At 38.9% G+C, this 17,251-nt stretch carries 18 protein-coding genes; 3 read left to right on the top strand and 15 right to left on the bottom strand.

Going from position 1 to position 17,251, the window contains the following annotated elements:
* The first annotated feature begins 12 nt into the window (after nucleotides 1-12).
* Nucleotides 13-645 (top strand): LysE family translocator, encoded by a 633-nt coding sequence (locus WA249_RS02695; protein ID WP_336166374.1) that lies wholly within the window; start codon nucleotides 13-15, stop codon nucleotides 643-645.
* Nucleotides 646-703: 58 nt separating this feature from the next.
* On the opposite strand, the gene dapC is transcribed toward WA249_RS02695, so the two are convergent.
* The 6 genes from dapC to WA249_RS02665 all read right to left on the bottom strand — a co-directional run bounded on the left by dapC (nucleotide 704) and on the right by WA249_RS02665 (nucleotide 7,498).
* A complete protein-coding gene (gene dapC / locus WA249_RS02690) occupies nucleotides 704-1,873 on the bottom strand; it encodes a succinyldiaminopimelate transaminase (protein ID WP_336166456.1) in 1,170 nt (389 codons plus the stop codon).
* Nucleotides 1,874-1,898: 25 nt separating this feature from the next.
* Complete coding sequence (glnD, locus tag WA249_RS02685) at nucleotides 1,899-4,562, bottom strand: [protein-PII] uridylyltransferase (RefSeq protein ID WP_336166373.1); 2,664 nt, start codon at nucleotides 4,560-4,562, stop codon at nucleotides 1,899-1,901.
* Nucleotides 4,563-4,589: 27 nt separating this feature from the next.
* Nucleotides 4,590-5,807 carry a formate-dependent phosphoribosylglycinamide formyltransferase gene (gene purT, locus WA249_RS02680; RefSeq protein ID WP_336166372.1) on the bottom strand — a complete coding sequence of 406 codons (1,218 nt, stop codon included), beginning with the start codon at nucleotides 5,805-5,807 and terminating at the stop codon, nucleotides 4,590-4,592.
* Between the two features lie 103 nt (nucleotides 5,808-5,910).
* Nucleotides 5,911-6,300 carry a tautomerase family protein gene (locus WA249_RS02675; protein WP_336166371.1) on the bottom strand — a complete coding sequence of 130 codons (390 nt, stop codon included), beginning with the start codon at nucleotides 6,298-6,300 and terminating at the stop codon, nucleotides 5,911-5,913.
* Between the two features lie 132 nt (nucleotides 6,301-6,432).
* Nucleotides 6,433-6,774: an L-valine transporter subunit YgaH gene (gene ygaH / locus WA249_RS02670; protein ID WP_336166370.1), complete on the bottom strand. Its 342-nt coding sequence runs from the start codon at nucleotides 6,772-6,774 to the stop codon at nucleotides 6,433-6,435.
* Nucleotide 6,775: 1 nt separating this feature from the next.
* The gene (locus tag WA249_RS02665; RefSeq protein ID WP_336166455.1) at nucleotides 6,776-7,498 is read right to left on the bottom strand and encodes an AzlC family ABC transporter permease; all 723 of its coding nucleotides are present in this window, start codon (nucleotides 7,496-7,498) and stop codon (nucleotides 6,776-6,778) included.
* Nucleotides 7,499-7,619: 121 nt separating this feature from the next.
* Between WA249_RS02665 and WA249_RS02660 the strand changes: the two genes are divergently transcribed.
* On the top strand, nucleotides 7,620-8,090 hold the full coding sequence (locus WA249_RS02660; protein WP_336166369.1) for a hypothetical protein: 471 nt from the start codon (nucleotides 7,620-7,622) through the stop codon (nucleotides 8,088-8,090).
* A 74-nt stretch (nucleotides 8,091-8,164) separates the two neighbouring features.
* Here WA249_RS02660 and WA249_RS02655 read toward each other — a convergent pair whose 3' ends face one another.
* Nucleotides 8,165-8,470 carry a hypothetical protein gene (locus WA249_RS02655; RefSeq protein ID WP_336166368.1) on the bottom strand — a complete coding sequence of 102 codons (306 nt, stop codon included), beginning with the start codon at nucleotides 8,468-8,470 and terminating at the stop codon, nucleotides 8,165-8,167.
* A gap of 161 nt (nucleotides 8,471-8,631) precedes the next feature.
* Nucleotides 8,632-9,336 carry a Crp/Fnr family transcriptional regulator gene (locus WA249_RS02650; RefSeq protein WP_336166367.1) on the bottom strand — a complete coding sequence of 235 codons (705 nt, stop codon included), beginning with the start codon at nucleotides 9,334-9,336 and terminating at the stop codon, nucleotides 8,632-8,634.
* Between the two features lie 96 nt (nucleotides 9,337-9,432).
* Here WA249_RS02650 and WA249_RS02645 point away from each other — a divergent pair, with 96 nt between their 5' ends.
* Nucleotides 9,433-9,960, top strand: a complete 528-nt coding sequence (locus WA249_RS02645) for an Mpo1 family 2-hydroxy fatty acid dioxygenase (RefSeq protein WP_336166366.1) — start codon at nucleotides 9,433-9,435, stop codon at nucleotides 9,958-9,960.
* 45 nt (nucleotides 9,961-10,005) lie between these two features.
* Here WA249_RS02645 and ychF read toward each other — a convergent pair whose 3' ends face one another.
* The 7 genes from ychF to WA249_RS02610 form a co-directional block, all read right to left on the bottom strand.
* On the bottom strand, nucleotides 10,006-11,097 hold the full coding sequence (gene ychF, locus WA249_RS02640; protein ID WP_017390507.1) for a redox-regulated ATPase YchF: 1,092 nt from the start codon (nucleotides 11,095-11,097) through the stop codon (nucleotides 10,006-10,008).
* A gap of 93 nt (nucleotides 11,098-11,190) precedes the next feature.
* On the bottom strand, nucleotides 11,191-11,850 hold the full coding sequence (locus tag WA249_RS02635) for a methionine ABC transporter permease (protein WP_005304519.1): 660 nt from the start codon (nucleotides 11,848-11,850) through the stop codon (nucleotides 11,191-11,193).
* Nucleotides 11,831-12,907: a methionine ABC transporter ATP-binding protein gene (locus WA249_RS02630; RefSeq protein WP_336166363.1), complete on the bottom strand. Its 1,077-nt coding sequence runs from the start codon at nucleotides 12,905-12,907 to the stop codon at nucleotides 11,831-11,833. Before WA249_RS02630 ends, WA249_RS02635 begins: the two co-directional genes overlap by 20 nt.
* Before the next feature lie 5 nt (nucleotides 12,908-12,912).
* Nucleotides 12,913-13,746, bottom strand: coding sequence for a MetQ/NlpA family ABC transporter substrate-binding protein (locus tag WA249_RS02625; RefSeq protein WP_336166361.1), 834 nt, complete (start codon nucleotides 13,744-13,746; stop codon nucleotides 12,913-12,915).
* Nucleotides 13,747-13,759: 13 nt separating this feature from the next.
* Nucleotides 13,760-14,590, bottom strand: coding sequence for a MetQ/NlpA family ABC transporter substrate-binding protein (locus tag WA249_RS02620; RefSeq protein WP_336166359.1), 831 nt, complete (start codon nucleotides 14,588-14,590; stop codon nucleotides 13,760-13,762).
* Nucleotides 14,591-14,604: 14 nt separating this feature from the next.
* Nucleotides 14,605-16,017, bottom strand: a complete 1,413-nt coding sequence (locus WA249_RS02615) for an LLM class flavin-dependent oxidoreductase (RefSeq protein WP_336166357.1) — start codon at nucleotides 16,015-16,017, stop codon at nucleotides 14,605-14,607.
* Complete coding sequence (locus WA249_RS02610; protein WP_336166355.1) at nucleotides 16,017-17,240, bottom strand: SfnB family sulfur acquisition oxidoreductase; 1,224 nt, start codon at nucleotides 17,238-17,240, stop codon at nucleotides 16,017-16,019. The genes WA249_RS02615 and WA249_RS02610 overlap by 1 nt, the downstream gene beginning before the upstream one ends.
* Nucleotides 17,241-17,251 lie beyond the last annotated feature (11 nt).

Here is a 17,251-nt window from a genome sequence, read left to right as displayed (position 1 = left end):
GATGAAAACGTTATGGAAGTTTTTTTAGTTATCGCCTTTACTCACTTTTTAGCTTTGTTATCTCCGGGACCTGATTTTTTTCTTATTCTCACCAGCCTTTTGCAAAAGGGTTCGCGTTACACCTACGGTGTCATTGTAGGAATTACGTTTGGCAATGCCTTAATTTTGATGGCGTGTATGTTTGGATTTATGTTGCTTGGAAATTTGAGTACGACCATTCTTTTAGTACTTAAGTGGCTTGGAGCGGGGTATTTGGTTTACTTGAGTTATCTTTGTTTTAAGGCTGCTCGGTCTGGCACCCTAACTTTTGCTACTGAAAAAAATGAGTTGACTGATCAAGAGCATCAACATCAGGATAAAGTTAAGAGCTTAATGTTGGGAATACAATCTAGTCTTCTTAATCCCAAAAATATTATGTTTTATAGTAGCTTGATGCTGCTTATTCAGCATCAATTTAGTTTAGTTCAAAAAATGCTAATGAGTACATGGATGACTGGAGTTGTGCTTGGTTGGAACTTATTGTTAGTTCGTCTATTACTTCAAAATCGGGTTCTAGAACTGATTAAACGTTCAGCGATAGGCTTATATTATTGCTCTAGTCTGGCTTTTATATTTTTTGCAATCTTACTCATTGTTTATAGTTAATGTTGGTTGTATAGCCTTCATGCTAAATAATCGTGAAGGCTATACAACTTATGTATGCTTAAAGAATTGCTTTTAAACGCTTAACCACTTCTTCGCATTGCGCTAAATCGGCGACTAAAGCCATACGTACATGATTTTCACCTGGGTTACCTTGATCTGTGTCGCGAGATAAATAACGACCTGGTAAAACTTTAATATGGGCTTTTTCCATCAACATCTTGGCAAAAGTTTCATCATTATCGACTTTTAACCAATAATAAAAACCCGCATCTGGTTTTTGCAGAGGTAATAAGTGACCTAGTTCGGTTTGGAATAAATCAAATTTTGCACGATATTGCTTACGGTTTTCTTCAACATGGCTTTCATCATTCCATGCCGCAATTGATGCAAGTTGATGTTGAACAGGCATTGCTGCGCCATGATAGGTACGGTACTGCAAATATGGTTTTAATAATTCTGCATCACCCGCTACAAAACCTGAGCGTAAACCCGGCAAGTTTGAGCGTTTAGAAAGTGAATGAAATACGACACAGTTTTTATAGTCATCACGACCAAGTTCTGCGCAAACTTCTAATAAACCAGTAGGTGCTTGATCGAACCAAAGTTCTGAATAACATTCGTCAGAAGCAATAACAAAATTATATTGATCAGATAAGGCAATTAACTTTTTGAATTGTTCTTTAGAAAGCACAGTGCCAGTTGGGTTGCCCGGCGTACATACAAAAAGAAGGGCAGTTTTTTCCCATACTTCTGCGGGTACAGCATCAAAATCACCTAAATAGCCATTTTCTTCGGTGCAATTGATGAAATAAGGTTTTGCGCCCGCAAGTAGAGCTGCGCCTTCGTAAATTTGATAAAACGGATTCGGCATTACCACATACGGTGCATCTTCACGGTTAATGAGCGCCTGAACAAATGAGAAAATCCCTTCACGCGTACCAGATACTGGCAAAATGTGGTTTTCAGCACTAATGCTATTAAGTTTAAAACGCTTAGTGAGCCAGTCTGCAATACTTTGGCGAAGCTCGGGTAAGCCTTTGCTGTTTGGATAAGTTGATAGATGATTGAAGTTGTCAATAATTGCCTGTTTAACAAACTCTGGTGCTGGGTGCTTCGGTTCGCCAATTGATAGAGGAATCAAGGGAAGATGAGCAGGAGTGATATCCTTAAAAAGCTGGTTTAACTTTTCAAATGGATATGGGTGCAATAACGACAAGCTAGAGTTCATTAAACAGTTACCAAGTAGTTGAGTTTCAGTGCTGACAAATTTGATTAGATGCTTCATCTAATGCAGCTTTAAGCTTTTCCGAGAAGAGTTTAACCTCTTCGTTATTTAACGGTTTTCCATCTTTTTTCGTGACAAAGAAAATATCTTCTGCACGTTCACCTAAAGTTGCAATTCTAGCTGAATGGATGTCTAAACCTTGCATCATAAATAAGCCACCTACACGCGCAAGTAGGCCGGGGTGATCGAGTGTTGAAATTTCAACCATGTTTTGCTGTAACGCTTCATTCAATGTAACGTCGACTGTATTTTCAATATCAAAATGACGTAGTTGACGTGGAATACGGCGTTGCATGAGACCTGGATATTGATCTGATTGACTAAGCGCCTTCACTAATGCAGTTTTAACTGTTTCTTCGCGTTCGGGGTCTGTTAGTAATGTACCAAAGCGATCAAGCACAACATAGGTATCTAAGCTAAATGCGGTACTTGCTGTGATAATTTTTGCATCCTGAACATCTAAGTTCATACGGTCCAAAACTGCCACAGTCGTTGCAAAAAGGTTGGGTTGGTCTCGTGTATAGATGAAGATTTGCACAGCATCTTGGGCAGCTTTACGATGAGCACGTAACAGTACTAATGGCTCTGGATTATCGCCGTGTTTCAAAATTGCTTGAGTGTGCCATGCAATTTCATCTGCCGATTCTTTAATGAAGTATTCATCACCGAGTTCTTGCCATACTTTTTCGACATCTGCCAATGAGAAGTTATTTACTAGTAATTCACTTGCGGCAAATTTGGTATCTTCAATTAGCATTTGATAGTCAACAGGACGGCTTAAACCTGTACGAATGACATCACGGGCATGCGTATAAAGTTGACGCATGAGAGATGCGCGCCATGTGTTCCAAAGTTTTGGATTTGTCGCATTAATATCTGCAACTGTTAAGGTATATAAATAATCAAGATGCTCCATATCGCCAAGTTTTTCGGCAAAATCTTTCACGACATCCGGATCGGAAATATCCTTTTTCTGAGCAGTTAGTGACATGAGCAAATGATTGTGAATGAGCCATGCAATTAATTTACATTCACGCTCTGTAAAGCCGTGCGCACGTCCAAACTCGATTGCATCTTCTGCACCAAGTTCACTATGATCTCCACCGCGGCCTTTGGCAATGTCATGAAATAATGCAGCAATAAATACAATATCTTGACGTGCAAGACGTTGGAAAACAGAGCTTACAACTGGAAACTCTTTAGCAAACTCAGGTTCTTTAAAACGGTTTAAATTGCGCAGTAATAATAATGTATGTGCATCGACTGTATAGATATGGAATAGGTCATATTGCATAAGGCCCATAATTTGACCAAAAGCAGGAATATAGTTTCCTAAAACACCATAGCGCTTCATCGCTACCAAAGTATCGTATAGACGATAAGGTGAGCGAATAATGGACATGAATAGTGCTTGATGCTCAGGGTTATCTCGAAAATTTTGGTTAATACGTTTTGCAGCAAGAATAAGTAAGCGTAAAGTACGAGCGCGGATACCTTCAATATCTGGTCGATTAGCTAAAATATAGAATAGTTCTAAAATAGCACTTGGATGTTCTGCGAATATTTTGTGGTGCTGTACGGCAAGTTTATTATCGACAATCTTAAAGTGATCATTAACGACTTCAATTTTACGTTCGTAATTTGGTAAACGCGGAGTAATGACCGATTCGCTAAAATAGGCCAACAACATTTCATTGAGGGTAGAAACCTGTTGTGCTGTACGGTAGTAGCGTTTCATGAACTGCTCGACACCGTAATTTACAGGCTGACCTTCTTGACGAACATAGCCAAATTGAGCAGCGATTTCTCTTTGATGATCGAACAAAAGACGGTTTTCATCACGTTTCGCTAAACGATGTAAATGGTGGCGAATTTCCCAAAGAAAACTTTCAGCTTCTTCTAAAACTGTTAATTCAAACTCTGAAATAAAACCTAAATGTACTAAGTCATAAATGCGGTTTACGCGGAAATGGCGCTTGGCAATCCAGCCAATCTGGTTAATGTCACGAATGCCACCCGGTGCATTTTTAATATCTGGTTCTAAATTGCTTTCAGTATTGTTGTGTTGGTGGTAACGCTTAGCTTGTTCAGCCATTTTTGCATCAAAAAATGTTTTGTCTGTCCACGTTTGTGAAACAATACGACGCGGCCATTTTGCAAGTTGACTATTGCCCGTAATTAAACGAGCTTCAATGAGTGTAGTTGCAACAGTTAAATCGGTAGCAGCTTGTTCAACACAGCTTTGAATGGTGCGAACGCTAATGCCAGGCTTGAAATTGCCAACATCCCATAAAGAGGAAATGAATGTAGAAATGCGTTTTTCATTTTCTTCGTTAATTTCATGTTCGGATAAAATCATGATATCAACGTCGGAATAGGGCAACATTTCACGGCGCCCATAACCACCCACAGCAAAAAGACCTAGTCCTGTCTGGTCAAGTTCGGCATGTTTCCACAAAAAGATCAGTGCTTCATCAACGAGGTCTGAGCGCGCTTTAATGACTTCCCGAATAGATTGCCCATTTTCATATGAATCCTGCAATTGCTTTTCTACATCCGTTCGCCATTGATTAATGGCTTTAATATCATGATGGCTTGTAACGTAGTTCAGCAATGGCGATGTATTGATCATGAAAATGGGTCTACCAAAAAGTAAATATTAAGAGTTGGTTTTTACGCTTACTTGATCAGCGGTTTCTTTCGCTAAAGTACGAGCAAGATCAGTATTTTCTGCACGAGCAGTTGCAACACCCATACGACGACGTTTGAAACCTTCTGGTTTCCCAAACAAACGTAAATCGGTATTTGGATTAGCTAATGCCGTATTTAAGCCGCTGTAGCTTAAATTGTTTGCATCAACCCCAGCATAAATAACTGCACTTGCAGCAACACTATGGCGCGCCGTATTCACTGGCAATCCTAAAATAGCACGAGCATGCAATTCAAATTCGCTTTGAAATTGTGACGCTAAAGTCACGAGTCCTGTATCATGTGGGCGAGGCGAGACTTCACTAAACCAGACCTTGTCGCCTTTAATAAACAGTTCTACACCAAAAATACCACAGCCACCAAGTGCTATTGTCACTTTATTCGCAATACGTTTTGCTTCTTCAAGTGCAGGAACGGTCATAGGTTGGGGTTGCCAGCTTTCTACATAATCACCTGCATCTTGGCGGTGACCAATTGGGTCACAGTAGTGAGTTTCGATTTCACCCGTTTCAGGATTTTTAGCACGAACTGTAAGTAAGGTAATTTCAAAATCAAAGTCAATTTGAGATTCAATAATGACCGTACCTTGGTTAACACGACCACCTTGCATCGCATATTCCCAAGCAGCATCGACTTCATCGAAACTTTTTACACGAGATTGGCCTTTACCTGAAGATGACATTACGGGTTTTACAAAGTTTGGATAACCAATATCGTCACAAGCAGCGCGGAAGCTTTCAATAGAGTCAGCAAAGCGGTAAGCAGAGGTAGGTAAACCAAGCTCTTCAGCCGCTAGACGACGAATACCTTCACGGTTCATTGTCAGGTTTACAGCTTTAGCTGAAGGAATAACAGTTGCAGTTTGGCTCGCTTCAATTTCAAGCAAAACTTCTGTAGCGATGGCTTCAATTTCTGGAACAATTAAATTCGGTTTAATTTTCTCGATGAGCTGTTTTAACTCAGTTGGATTCGCCATATTTAACACATAAGAAAAATGTGCAACTTGCATGGCTGGCGCATGATCATAACGGTCGGCTGCATGTACTTCTACACCAAGGCGTTGTAAAGAAATTACAACTTCTTTGCCAAGCTCTCCTGAACCTAACAATAAAACTTTAAATGCAGAAGATTGAAGTGGGGTACCGAGTGTCACGCTCATGCGAATCATCCTGACAAAATTATTTTTTTAAGCATAGCAGAACTTATGATGGAGTTAAGCTTTATGACACATAAAAAGATTAATTTTGTCGGACAATTAAGATGTCACTTTTTTAGATATTAACTTGATAGTTTAAAAGCAACTCATCTGCATTTTTACCGCGTATACCCCAATTCTCTTTAGGGGTTTCAAAAATCGTAATTTCAATATCCTGGGGAGCTATTTTGCATTGTTCTTCAATATTACGAAATAAAGTTTGAATGAGTCTTTTCTTGGCTTCAGTACTTCTGCCAGCAAACATTGAAAGCTCAATGATGATGTAGTGTTGGCTACGGTCAGAAGGATAAATAAAGTTTCCCGATTTAAGGCTAATAAAACGTTGAAATCTTTTCTCAACCGGATATTTCAATTCTTCAATGAGGGCTTGATGTATGGCATGAGAAAGTAATTCTCGATATTGCATAATCGTTTGTTCATTTGCGTAAATTTTAATTTGTGACATTTTTATCTCTAATAGGTAGATGAAGTTATCTTTTTAATCAATTCAAAAAATTAGATTTTTCATACCAGAAGTTTCAATCTTAAACGCTTCTGGCTAGGTTTTAGTTTATATAAGGAAGATGAGTTTATCTATTTATAAAGGTAAATAAGTATAGATCAGGCCATAAACAATTGCGGCAGTTAAAGTTGCTGGAACAATTTTCTTAAATTTAAAATAAAGGCCTGCTAAAACCAGAAAACCGATAAGCATGGCGAAACTCTTGTCTGGATTTTTAAGAAGTGGTGGAAGAGTGGCAACGACAAGCATGGCGCTAATTGCGGATATACCAATACAGCCCAAAGCAATTTTTAACCAGACTGAACCGCGTCTTTGCTGTGTACCTTGCAGCTTTTGTATAACAAAGAATGGCCCAAAACGTGAGGCGAAATTAGCAATACCCACAATTATGCCGACCAGAATAATCTCTAGGTTCATTTTAAACTTCGACCTCTTCTTGTTGTCTTAAAACATAATGTTTAAACAGGCCTGCTAAAATGCCTGAAAGAATGCCAATAAAAATGGCAGCAGATAAGTTAATCCAATAGCAGGCTAAAGCTGAAACGACTAAAGATACAGCGACTACAAGGCTATGTTTTCGCTCAAAAGCCGCTAACAAGAAACTCAAAAATAAAGCTGGAAGTAAAAAGTCTAATGCTGCTTGTAAAAATTTTGGAAGATGAGTGACCTGATCTGCAAATAATCCGCCTAACAATGAGCCAGTTGCCCAAGCCATCCAACTAAATAGACTTAAGCCTAACATCCAAGATTCAGACCATTGCTGACGATGTTGCGACAGTTGAATCATTCCACTTGCAAAAACTTCATCGGTTAAGCCCCATGCCCAAACCGCCGTTTTTTTAAGATTTAATTTGTTTGGAATCAGGTTGTATAGCGCTGGTCCATAAAGCACATGACGAATATCAAGTGCAATGACTGTTAATGCAGTTAACCATATAGATGAACCACTGGCTAAAAGTGCAACAACTAAGAACTGACTGGCTCCAGCATACATTGAGCAAGATAGAAAAAATGCTTCCCATGGTGTAAAACCAAACTGAGATGCAGAAACACCGAAGGCAAAAGAAACGGGCAAATAGGTGAGTACGATAGCTTGACTATCTTTGGCGCCTTGCCAAAAAGTTGCCGTTTGGGCAGGCATCAATTGTTGTTTAGACACAATACACCTTGGCAATAAACCAAATGATAAAAATACTTGAAAGATTGAGTATTGTAGCCGAATTTAATAGCATAGTGCCGAAATGTTTAATCGGCAGTTTGATATGTTCAACGCAAAGATTCGTTTAGTTTATATCGCCATATTGAGTGCAGGTATTTTTACATTGCAGGGCTGTGATAATGGTAATCAAGGTGCAGAAAAAAAAGTAGAAATTAAGCCAGCACCGAAACTAACCAATGATGCAACTGTTTATGCTCAAAAAGCATGGACATTAATTAATACGGTTGAGCATTTGGTTTATGAAAAGCAACTGAGCCAAATCGATGACAAAGTTCGTAAACCTTTACGTCAATTGAGTACGGATTGGCGTATTAATGTAAAAATGACGGACTCAGTGACAGAAGGAAAATATGCGCTTTGCCGTAAAGCTTTAACGAGTCTAGATGTTTGGGCTCGCGAAACGGTAGAAAATGCAAATTCTGTTGCTCAAAAACAGGCTGATTATGAACGTAATAAACAGCAGTGTAAGGACGCGATTGCTAATCCAAATTTAGGAAATACTTCTCCGAAATAGAGCGACTGCATATAAAAAAAGCGAGATTTTGAATCTCGCTTTTTTGCTTTTAAAAGATAATGAGTAAATCTTAATTAAGGTTTTGTCGCAGTGTTCGTAGTTTTTACAGCATCTTGTTTCATTTGATGAGTAGCTTTATTTGCTTCTTGTTTAGCGTTAGTTGCGCTAGTCATTGCAGCATGTTTCTTCTCATTCATATCTTTCATAGCTTCTTTTTTTGTTTTTTGAGCAGTAGTTTTACCGCTTACAACCACACATTTACCGCCTTTATGATGTGGTCCAGTTCCTCCTTGGAGTTGAGTTCCCTTTGGACATGCAAATGCCGAAACACTTAACATAGCCAATACGCCTGCTGTAAGAATTGTTGATAATTTTTTCATGTTAATCAGCGCCTTTTTGAGTATTATTGCTCAGTCTGAGTGTAAAATGAAAATTTCTGTTTTGGAATACTTATTTTGTGAAATAGAGTTTGAACAATGTTTTATTTTGCAGTGTTATCTGATTTTTTAATTTAATTTTAAGTTTTTATTATATAGCACCTTTAAGTGTTCGATTTTGCAATTAAATTTAATTTTTCGATATCTAAAATTTCAATTTTTCTAAATGCAATTTTAATAATATGTTGTTTTTCTAACAAGTTCAATTCATGGTTAATGGTCTGTCTTGAGGTAGTTAACATATTCGCTAATTGCTCTTGAGAAATATGAATGTGATGATCTTGAATAATAAGATGATTGCCATAACCCTCCAAAATGAATAAAAGACGCTGAGCAAGCCTTTGAGAAATACTGCGTGTTTGGATAGCAATCTGTTCTAAGAAAACGTACCTGAGTTTTTGGCTGGTTAAACGAGCAAAGTAGTACCAATAATATGGATTGTCTTTGAGTAGCTCATTTAATGGTTTTGCAGGAATATGCAGAACGGTACTTTTTTTCAAAGCAATCGCATCGTGTGAGCGCGGTTCATGATCAATCAGGGATATTTCACCAAACCACATAATTGGCTCAGCAATTGCAGAAAGTGCTTCATTACCATTTACATCGACATAGCCCAAACTAATTGAGCCTTCAAGCACAGTATAAATGCCATCAAATATATCTTGGGCACGGAAAACATAGCTGTTTTTTTCAAAGGTTCTTTGCTTACCATGCTCTAAAATAAAGTTTTGGAATGCTTCTGGAAGCACACTAAACCATGTGTTTTCTTTTAATCGGTTAATATAAATAATGTCCAATATTTGGGCCATCCATGAAAAAAATCATTACTTTGTCAAATAGCTGACAACTTTAAGTTTTCCTTATTTGTACAGTATGACTATATGTAGATGAATAGGGAACAACTCATGTCAAATCTGGAGCAACAGCTTAGCAAATATGCGGCTTATCACTTAAATCATAAAAATATTTTGACGCATTTTATTGGTATTCCGCTCATCGTTTTTTCAATTCTATGTTTAACTGCGAGAGCAGGAATCGATATTGGCAGTTTTAAATTGACTTTAGCTATTCTGTTGATTGCAGCTAGTACGATCTATTATTTTATTTTGGATAAAGTATTTGGTTTACTCATGCTGATTCTTTTAGTCTCTGTCTATCCACTGGCGAGCCAAATTGCCCAATTATCTTGGGGAAAATGGTTAGCAGCAAGTATTGGCTTCTTTGTGGTGGGGTGGGTCTTTCAGTTTGTTGGGCATTATTTCGAAAAGAAAAAACCAGCTTTTGTTGATGATGTAATAGGACTTGCGATAGGGCCGTTATTTGTATTGGCAGAATTTATATTTATGCTGGGTTTTAGAAAACCATTGCATGAGCGAATTTTGAAAGAAGCACGTAGTAAACGAGAGATGATGGATTTGAATCATTCCTTATAAATATAAAAAAGCCCCAATATGATGGGGCTTTTTTTAAGCTTTAACTTAAACGTTAAAACGGAAGTGCATTACATCGCCATCTTGAACGATGTAAGTTTTACCTTCTAAACGCCATTTACCAGCTTCTTTAGCGCCGTTTTCACCGTTGTATTGTACGAAGTCATCATATGCAACAACTTCAGCACGGATAAAGCCTTTTTCGAAGTCAGTGTGAATAACACCAGCTGCTTGAGGAGCGGTAGCACCAACTTTTACAGTCCATGCACGTACTTCTTGTACACCAGCAGTGAAATAAGTTTGTAAACCTAAAAGTGCATAACCTGCACGAATAACCACATTTAAGCCTGGTTCTTCCATGCCCATTGCTTCTAGGAACTCAGCACGATCTTCATCTTCTAATAATGAAATTTCAGCTTCGATCTGGTTGCAAAGAGGGACAACAATTGCGTTTTCTTCCGCCGCTAGTTTTTTTACTGCATCTAAATGCGGGTTATTTTCAAAACCATCTTCAGCAACGTTTGCAATATACATGGTTGGTTTTAAAGTCATTAAACCAAAACCACGAACTAATTTACGTTCGTCATCAGACAAATCAGCCGCACGAGCTGGTTTACCTTCGTCAAGTAAAGGTTGGATTTTTTCTAAAACTGCTTTAGTTGCTACAGCTTCTTTATCTCCGCCTTTAGCAACTTTAGTTAAACGTAAAATTGCTTTAGCTACAGTTTCAAGATCGGCAAGTGCAAGTTCAGTATTAATAGTTGCGATGTCGTCTAATGGATCAATTTTACCATTTACGTGAATCACGTTTTCATCTTCGAAACAACGTACAACATGTGCAATAGCATCAGTTTCACGGATGTTAGCAAGGAATTGGTTACCCAAGCCTTCACCTTTTGATGCACCAGCAACAAGACCTGCAATGTCCACAAATTCCATTGTAGTTGGCAAAATACGCTGTGGTTTAACAATCGCAGCAAGTTTGTCTAAACGTGGATCTGGTACAGGAACAATACCTGTGTTTGGTTCAATGGTACAGAAAGGGAAGTTTTCCGCTGCAATTGCTGCTTTCGTTAATGCATTGAAAAGGGTAGATTTCCCTACGTTTGGCAGACCAACAATACCGCAATTAAAACCCATGAAAACCACTCACAAATGTGTAAATTAAAAATTGTCGCTGATTTTACATGAAAGCCATGACAAAGTCATGGCTAGAGCAGGGTTCTGTTGAGTTTAAACTTTACGTTTATCAAGTTGCTGGGCTAATGCATCACCTGTGGCTTGTACTAACATGACTAAAACAATGAGCACAAAAATTACAGCCAACATAATTTGCATATCAAAACGTTGATAACCATAACGATAAGCAATGTCTCCTAGGCCACCTGCACCAATAGCACCAGCAATCGCAGAGGAGTTAATCATAGTCACAATAGTCACGGTAAAGCCTGCCACAATACCCGGCAAAGCCTCTGGTAAAAGCACATGCCAAATAATTTGTTTACGGTTACAACCCATGGCTTGTGCAGCTTCAATTAAGCCTTGATCGACTTCGCGTAAGCTGACTTCTGCAATACGCGCAAAGAAGGGAATTGCCGCAATCGTCAATGGAACAACGGCTGCCCAAACGCCATAACTCGTACCCACAATCCAGCGAGTAAGCGGAATAAGTGCAACCATTAAAATCAGAAAGGGCACAGAACGAGTAATATTAATGACCCAACCCAAAGCCTGATTAATCTTTTGCGATGGGTGAATGCCGTGCTCAGAAGTGCTGACTAAAACAACAGCAATAGGTAAGCCAATTAAAAAAGCAATAAATGCAGATGCACCTACCATGAGTAAGGTATCTACAGTTCCACTAATTAATAGATCAATGAGCTGGTCGTGCATAGCCAAGTACCTCAAATTGTGCAATTGCTGTTAATGCGTCTTGTCGGATGAATGAAATATCAATTTCTACATTAGGAATACCGACTAAAAGTGAGCCAATAATATGTCCTTGAATCGTATCGACCTGACTTTGATATAAATTGACGGGTGCTTTAAATCTAGCCAGTAGTTCTTGAATATCAGGAACCTGATGAGCTTCAGCCTCATATTTAAGTTTTACAATAATATGAGTTGAATTTTCATCGGGTAGAGGGCTAATTGTGAAAGGTAAACTGATCTGTTCAAGATTTAACAATTCTTGAGTAATTTGTTGCTCTGGTCGTGAAAATACAGACCAGACTTGCCCAGCCTCTACAATTTCACCTTGGTCAATCACAACGACTTGATCACAAATTTCTCGAATGACCTGCATTTCGTGAGTGATGAGTACAATCGTTAGACCAAGTTCCTGATTAATCTTTTTAAGTAAAGCCAAAATAGTAGCGGTACTTTCTGGATCAAGTGCAGAGGTTGCTTCATCACACAGTAAAATTTCAGGGTGGTGAACAAGTGCACGTGCAATACCGACACGTTGCTTTTGTCCGCCTGAAAGTTGTGATGGATAATGACCAGACTTATCTGCAAGACCTACGAGTGCCAGAACTTCATTTACACGTTGATCGATATCTGCTTTGTTGTAATTGGAAACTTTTAAGGGCAATGCCACATTTTCCCAGACTGTTTTTGCAGACATCAAATTGAAATGTTGAAAAATCATTCCAATTCGTTGGCGAGTTTGAATAAGCTCGGCATGACTCAATTCAGCAATGTTTTGTTGATGAATATGAATACTGCCTGTATTTACTTGCTCTAAGCCATTTAAAGTGCGGAGTAGGGAAGATTTTCCCGCACCACTTTTACCAATAATGCCTAAAATCTTACCTTGCGGAATATCAAGGTTAATCTCTTTTAAAGCATGCAGTTTTTGACCCTGCGATTGGTAAAACTTATTTAAACCACGAATTTTGATATGAGGTAGAGAAAAATCAACTTGTGATCCAAAACTCACCATTGTCATTCTCCTTATTTCCAGCCTTGAAACCACATACCTTGGCCAAAGTCTTTATCCAGAATATCTTGTGCTTGTTTTGAGTTCTGGAATGCTTTAACAAAGGTTGCAAGTTTTTGGTTTTTATCTTGGTAATCGCGACGGGTTACAAACAAAATTGCATATTTTTTATCAATTGGATCTAAAAATAATGCGCTATGCGGGTCGGTTACCTTTGCCATTTTTAAGTAGTGGGGGAAGCCGAAAATTAAATCGACATCGTTATATGCATGTGCTGTCTGCGGGCCTTCAACTTCAACAAAGCTCAGCTGTTTAGGATTAGCAATAATGTCTTGAGTGGTTGAAAGTTCATTATTAATGTCTTTCAGCTGAATTAAGCCAGCGCGATGTAGCAAAATTAAGGCACGAGCTAAATTGACGGAATCGTTTGGAATAGCAACACGTGCATTTGAAGGTAAGTCTTTAAGTGATTTATATTTTTTTGAATATAAACCGACGTGACTTCCTGAACCCACGGCAAATGCATGTAAGTCATAGCCCGTTTCTTTAACAGCATTACGTAGAAATACGCTTTGCTGGAAGAAGTTTGCATCAATATCGCCGTTTTGTACGGCAACATTTGGTGCTCGCCAGTCAGAAAATTCAACGAGTTTGACATGAACGCCTTGCTTTTCTACTTCATTGGCAACGCTTTGTAATAACTCAGCATAAGGTGGGCTAATGCCAATCGTTAAAACATCATCGGCTTTTTTATTTTTAATATAACGGTAACCGATGAGTCCCAGAACTACGATTAAAATCGTAATTCCGAGTAACCAAGGCTTATGCTGTTTGAACTGAATCGCCATAATCTTTCCGTTATTACTTCCAGCCAGGGAACCAAAGTTTTGGACCAATCTCAGCATCTAACACAGCTTTAACTTTTGGCGAATTTTGATAAATCTCAACAAATTTCTTTAATTTGTCGCCCTTGTCCTGATAGTCGTCACGTACTACAAACAAAATTGCATAACGTTTATTGGTATTGTCATCAAGTAAAAGAGCACTATCAGGGTCAGCTGTTTTTGCTAAGCGCAAGTAATGTGGGTAGCCAAAAGCCAAGTCAACATCATCAATTGCACGAGCAGTTTGTGGTCCTTCAACTTCGATGAATTGCAAATTTTTAGGGTTTGAAACAACATCTTTAAGTGCAGATAAATGGTTGTTTGAGTCTTTAAGCGTAATTAATTTAGCTTGTTGTAAAAGTAGTAGGGCACGACCTTGATTCACTGGATCATTTGGAATGACTACACGTGCGTTTTGTGGCAATTCATCAAGGCTTTTATATTTCTTTGAATAAAGTCCCACATGTGATGCTGCACCTACAGCAAATGCTTTTAATTTAAACCCAGTTTCTTTAATTGCATTGTCTAAGAACGGTTGATGCTGGAAAAAGTTCGCATCAATATCCCCATGATTTAAAGTAATGTTTGGTGTATTCCAGTCAGAAAATTCAACCAGTTTCACATTTAAACCCTGTAGCTTTGCTTCATCGGCAGCAGCTTGTAACGTTTTTGCAAATGGTGGACTAATGCCAATTACAAGTTCATTTGAGCCACTTTGACGGTGTTTATTCCAAAAGAATAAAGCAACAAAAAGGACTACAACGACTAAGCCTACGCCCAGCCATTTTTTAGAGGCTGTTTGAGCCATGTCTATCTCCAAATTTAGGCAGTTATTTCTTCAATTTTTGTTAAGTTTTTGCTGTTGTTATAGGGACTACATCGGAACGCTTGAACAGGGTGTTGTTTTGGTAATTGATCACCCCGATTAAAGATTTTGTTCCGCAGTGAACCCGTTTTATATGCAGTTTTATAGCGACCACGTTGTTGCAGCTCAGGAATGACCAAGCGAATAAAGTCGTGGTGAGACTCGGGTGCAACAGTACGGGTCAAATTAAAGCCATCAATATCTGTCTCATCTAAAAGATGAATTAAGTATTCAGCAACTTCTTCGCCACTACCCACGATGAGCGGATAACGACCACCTAAAACATGCTGAGCTTTTAAGTCATTTTTCGTGATTTGTTGCTCTTTAAATTTTTCGGTAATCGAAACAATACTGTTACTTTTCTGGTAAGGAATCGCTTCATCGTCGGCAAATTTACTTAAGTCGATGCCAGTTGAACTCGCATAATGCGCGAGGCCAGCTTCAGGACTTGCATACTGACGATATTCATTAAGTTTTTGTACAGCGAGATCATGTGTTTCAGCAACAACAACAGTTATGCCAACAAAGACTTTAATGTCATTCGCTGCACGGCCTTGCTGTTCGGCAAGAGCACGAATTTTTTTCACTTGTTCGCGTATTTTTTCGGGTTTGTCTCCGCCAATAAATACACATTCAGCATGACGAGTCGCAAACTGCATGCCTTTTGGTGAAGCACCTGCTTGAAACAGTGTCGGGGTGCGTTGCACAGAAGGAGACACCTGAAACACACCTTCACTTTGGTAATATTTGCCGTGATGGTGGATAGTGTGAACTTTAGATGGGTCTGTAAAAACACGTTGGACTTTGTCTTTTTTGACTGCGTCGTTTTCCCATGAACCTTCCCAATATTTATAGCAAAGTTCTAAAAACTCTTCGGCTTGTTCATAACGTGCATCGTGATCTTTTAAACCTTTTTGACCAATCAGGCGTTCAGCACTATCTAGATAACCCGTAACGATATTCCAGCCAATACGACCTTGAGTTAAATGATCAAGACTCGCAAAGCGACGAGCAAACTGATACGGATGCTCATAGCTTAAGTTAACAGTGACTCCAAAACTCAAGTTTTGCGTGACTGCTGCCATAGCTGAAATGAGTGTGGAAGGGTCGTGGCTCGGAAGTTGAATGGACTCTTTTAAAGTCAGATCAATACCATTTTGATAGACGTCATACACACCTGTAATATCGGCAATAAACAAACCATCAAATAGGCCACTTTCTAAGGTTTTGGCTTGTTCTGTCCAATAACTCAGTTCATTAAAACGGTGTGACTCATCACGTGGATGTGTCCATAAACCATGATTGATATGCCCAACACAGTTCATATCAAAAGCATTGAGTAAAATTTCTTTCGCTTTGAAGTCTGTCATTACAATGTCCCCCGACGAGGTGGTAGAACACCGTTAAGAACATAGTTCCCAATAAAGTAATATTTCCATCGTGCCGCATCATGCAACGTATGTACGCGCGCATTGCGCCAGAAACGGTCTAGGCCATCTTGTGACTGGCTACCACGGCTACCTGCAAGTTCAATCAGCTTAGACGATGCTTTTAATGCTGTATCGCTACTATGAGCACGTACTTTGGCAACATCAATTGAAGCTTTAGCAAGATTTTCAGGTGTGGTTTCAATTTTTGCGGCATCAATTGATTGAGCCGCTTGTTTTAATAGGACTTCACTTGCCCGAACATCTACAGCAATGCGTCCTAACTCATAAATGGTTAGAGGATCTTGGTTTGCCGTTGCAACTTGCGAATCAATCCATGGGCGAGCTTGATGTACTCTTTGCAAGCTTTCTTCAAAGGCTGCTCGTGCAATGCCTACCTCAATCGATGCATGCATAATTTGGGCAAAAGGGCCCACTAAGGTTGGTTGTAAAAATGCACTATCAAAAGGAATAACATCATCTGCATCGACAAAAACCTGATCAAATTTAACTGTGCCGCTGCCTGTGGTTTTTTGTCCAAAACCAGACCAGTCATCAACAAGTTTTAATCCTTGTGAACCACTTTTTACAAATGCTAGATATTCTCGACCTGCATCGTCTAAAACTAATGTTGGAATACGGTGCGCAAATAAACTTCCTGTGCAGTAAAACTTTTCACCCTGAATCAGATATCCATTTTCGTGAGGACGGATATTGGTTTGTTTATGGGTTGAAGTCTTGGTTTTAAACTCAGCAAGTGCATTACCAAAGCGAGTACCATTTAGCACTTCACTATATAAACGTTGTTTTTGAGCTTCTGTGCCTGTATTGCGCAATACTTCTAGAGCATAAAAATGGTTTTGTGGAATTTGTCCGATTGAACCATCTGCACCACTTAAAAGCGCAATTACCTTAGCAACGGTATGGCTTGAAACTTCGGCACCGCCATATTGCTTTGGCACTGTAATTGCCCAAAGACCTGATTGGCTTAAAGCATCAATTTCGGTATACGGTAAAATTCGTTTAGAGTCTCGTTCTACTGCGGTTTTCTTAAATTGCTCAGCAAATTCTTTGGCAATTTCTAAAGCTTCAGCATCATTTTGAATAATGTGTGCTTGGCCAGATGCTGATGTTTGTTTTGTTTGAACCGATTGATATGAAGTCATGACAATTTCTC

This window comes from Acinetobacter sp. 161(2023), from assembly GCF_037027805.1.
Taxonomy (GTDB): Bacteria; Pseudomonadota; Gammaproteobacteria; order Pseudomonadales; family Moraxellaceae; genus Acinetobacter.
The sequence above is the reverse complement of the archived record's forward strand: the minus strand, read 5'-3'. Positions and strand labels throughout refer to the sequence as shown.

Bases quoted from the DNA above. Each gene is read 5' to 3' on its own strand.
- glnD (WP_336166373.1), bottom strand. From the start codon at position 4,562: ATGATCAATACATCGCCATTGCTGAACTACGTTACAAGCCATCATGAT.
- WA249_RS02655 (WP_336166368.1), bottom strand. From the start codon at position 8,470: ATGAAAAAATTATCAACAATTCTTACAGCAGGCGTATTGGCTATGTTA.
- WA249_RS02675 (WP_336166371.1), bottom strand. From the start codon at position 6,300: ATGTCACAAATTAAAATTTACGCAAATGAACAAACGATTATGCAATAT.
- purT (WP_336166372.1), bottom strand. From the start codon at position 5,807: ATGATTCGCATGAGCGTGACACTCGGTACCCCACTTCAATCTTCTGCA.
- ychF (WP_017390507.1), bottom strand. From the start codon at position 11,097: ATGGGTTTTAATTGCGGTATTGTTGGTCTGCCAAACGTAGGGAAATCT.
- WA249_RS02650 (WP_336166367.1), bottom strand. From the start codon at position 9,336: ATGGCCCAAATATTGGACATTATTTATATTAACCGATTAAAAGAAAAC.
- WA249_RS02630 (WP_336166363.1), bottom strand. From the start codon at position 12,907: ATGACAATGGTGAGTTTTGGATCACAAGTTGATTTTTCTCTACCTCAT.
- WA249_RS02660 (WP_336166369.1), top strand. From the start codon at position 7,620: ATGTTCAACGCAAAGATTCGTTTAGTTTATATCGCCATATTGAGTGCA.
- dapC (WP_336166456.1), bottom strand. From the start codon at position 1,873: ATGAACTCTAGCTTGTCGTTATTGCACCCATATCCATTTGAAAAGTTA.
- WA249_RS02615 (WP_336166357.1), bottom strand. From the start codon at position 16,017: ATGACAGACTTCAAAGCGAAAGAAATTTTACTCAATGCTTTTGATATG.
- WA249_RS02665 (WP_336166455.1), bottom strand. From the start codon at position 7,498: ATGCCTGCCCAAACGGCAACTTTTTGGCAAGGCGCCAAAGATAGTCAA.
- WA249_RS02695 (WP_336166374.1), top strand. From the start codon at position 13: ATGGAAGTTTTTTTAGTTATCGCCTTTACTCACTTTTTAGCTTTGTTA.
- WA249_RS02645 (WP_336166366.1), top strand. From the start codon at position 9,433: ATGTCAAATCTGGAGCAACAGCTTAGCAAATATGCGGCTTATCACTTA.
- WA249_RS02610 (WP_336166355.1), bottom strand. From the start codon at position 17,240: ATGACTTCATATCAATCGGTTCAAACAAAACAAACATCAGCATCTGGC.
- WA249_RS02625 (WP_336166361.1), bottom strand. From the start codon at position 13,746: ATGGCGATTCAGTTCAAACAGCATAAGCCTTGGTTACTCGGAATTACG.
- ygaH (WP_336166370.1), bottom strand. From the start codon at position 6,774: ATGAACCTAGAGATTATTCTGGTCGGCATAATTGTGGGTATTGCTAAT.
- WA249_RS02620 (WP_336166359.1), bottom strand. From the start codon at position 14,590: ATGGCTCAAACAGCCTCTAAAAAATGGCTGGGCGTAGGCTTAGTCGTT.
- WA249_RS02635 (WP_005304519.1), bottom strand. From the start codon at position 11,850: ATGCACGACCAGCTCATTGATCTATTAATTAGTGGAACTGTAGATACC.